Below are 273 nucleotides of genomic sequence, written 5' to 3' on the forward strand. Positions count from 1 at the left end.
CGACGCCGGACCGTTCACCGCCGCCACGTCCACCGCCGCGCCGGTCACGCCGATCAACTCGGCGACAGCCTCCTCCGACGCGCCCACCGCCGCCATCACACCGCCGCTGGGCAGGGCCTGCATCAACCGGCCCCGCGCCGCCACCAACGTGCACGCATCCGCCAACGACAACACCCCCGACACGTACGCGGCCGTCACCTCACCGATCGAATGACCCGCCACAAAATCGGCCCGCACACCCCACGACGCGAGCAACTCCCACAACGCCACCTC

At 71.4% G+C, this 273-nt stretch carries 1 protein-coding gene; it reads right to left on the reverse strand.

The window, feature by feature from the left end; all coding sequences use genetic code 11:
* The coding region (locus tag IF06_RS33510) for an acyltransferase domain-containing protein (protein ID WP_157551569.1) at positions 1-273 on the reverse strand (273 nt) is incomplete at both ends.

It is taken from the genome of Micromonospora globosa, assembly GCF_000717585.1.
Classification (GTDB): Bacteria; Actinomycetota; Actinomycetes; order Mycobacteriales; family Micromonosporaceae; genus Micromonospora; species Micromonospora aurantiaca.